Source organism: Geobacillus sp. CCR (assembly GCF_052906625.1).
The window spans coordinates 1-1,642 of record NZ_JBREBQ010000089.1 but is presented as its reverse complement, the minus strand read 5'-3'; the positions used below and the strand labels follow the sequence as shown (position 1 = coordinate 1,642).

The 1,642-nt window shown below is 54.3% G+C and carries 1 protein-coding gene; it reads left to right on the top strand.

What is annotated here, in order from left to right:
• The coding region (locus ACVBDQ_RS17940) for an IS1634 family transposase (protein ID WP_446663395.1) at window positions 1–1,514 on the top strand (1,514 nt) is incomplete at its 5' end.
• Window positions 1,515–1,642 lie beyond the last annotated feature (128 nt).

The window sequence follows — 1,642 nt, the reverse complement described above, 5'->3', positions numbered from 1 at the left end:
AGGCCATCATCTACAATATGTTTGACGGCCGGCAAGCCCTCGTTCACGTGGAACGATGGGCTCAGGAGATCGATCTAGAGAAACTCATCCGTCCCGGTCTCCATCCTTCCTGGTTGAACGACGATGCGTTGGCCCGTCATCTCGATCGCCTGTATGAGGCTGGCATTCACAACGTCATCAGCACTTGCTTGATTCATATTTATCGCAAAGAAGGCCTTTCCCTCCGAGCCTTTCACGCCGATACGACGGACAAGACGGTTTACGGCGCGTATGAATCGGTCTCGTCAGAGGCCCTGCGGATCACGCATGGCTACAACCGGCATCATCGCTGGCAAAAACAGATCGGTTTCGGGCTGATCGGCAACGAGGATGGCATCCCGTTTTACGGCGATGTGCACGACGGCAACCTGCCGGACAAAACGTGGAATCCGGAGGTGCTGTCCCATGTCCACGAACAGCTCAAACAAGCCAAGATGGAAGACGAATGGATTTACGTGGCCGATTCCGCCGCCATGACGAAAGACACTCTGGCGCAGACGAAAGCCGCCAACGCCTTTTTGATCACCCGAGGCCCTTCGTCGCTTCGGATCGTGAAACGGGCATTAGCGGAGGCCGATTCGCCTCACATCCCGTGGAGCGACCCCTTTACGCTGGCGGAGAGAAACGGCGCCACGTACCGGGTATGGGAAACATCCTCCACCTATGAAGGCCACCCCGTTCGGCTGATCGTCGTCGAATCGAGTGCGCTCGACCAGCGAAAAGGAAAGACGCTCGAAAAAGAACGAACCAAAGAAGCGGAGCTTCTTCGCGAGGAACAAGCCCATTGGGAGCGCCACCCTTTCTCGTGCCGGGAAGACGCTGAACAAGCCTTGGCGTCCCTCAAGACGTCCCTTCGCCCACGGTTTCATCAGGTCAAGGCCGCGGTCGAAGAGATCGTACGCCCGAAAAAACGGCGCGGACGGCCGAAAAAAGGGGCGGAACCCGAGATGGAGACGCGGTATCTCTTGCGCCTTGACGTCGAATTCGACCAAAACGCGTGGGAACAGGCAAGACGGAAAGCGTCCCGGTTTGTCCTCGTCACGACCGTTCCGGAGGAATGGAAGGGTCAACAAATGGATGCCCAAGAGATCTTGAAGCTATATAAAGGGCAGATCTCGGTGGAAATGAACTTCGCTTTTTTGAAAGACCCTTTTTTCACGGATGAGATCTATGTCAAAAAGCCAGAACGAGTTGCGGTATTGGGCTATTTGTTTCTGTTGGCCTTGGCGATTTACCGCGTTTTTCAGCGCCGAGTGCGTCAGTTTATTACTCCAGAACACCCGTTGAAGGGTCCTGGAGGCCGCAAGCTGACTCGGCCGACAGGACAGGCGATTTTTCAGCTGTTTCAATATGTGAACGTCGTCCTCCTGGAGCTGCCGGATGGACGCATCCAACGCTCACTGGATCGCTCCCTCACCCCTGAACAACGAAGGATTCTGCAGGGGTTGGGGCTGGATGAGAGCATTTACGTGTAACGTCATACGGAACGACCAGCGATGGTAAAAAAAGGATAGCCATCGCTCGTCGTGTTGGTCAAAAAGTTATTCTGAAAAACTAAATAAAAAATCCTTTGTTTTGACCTTGTTAGGGTGCGAAATGTGAG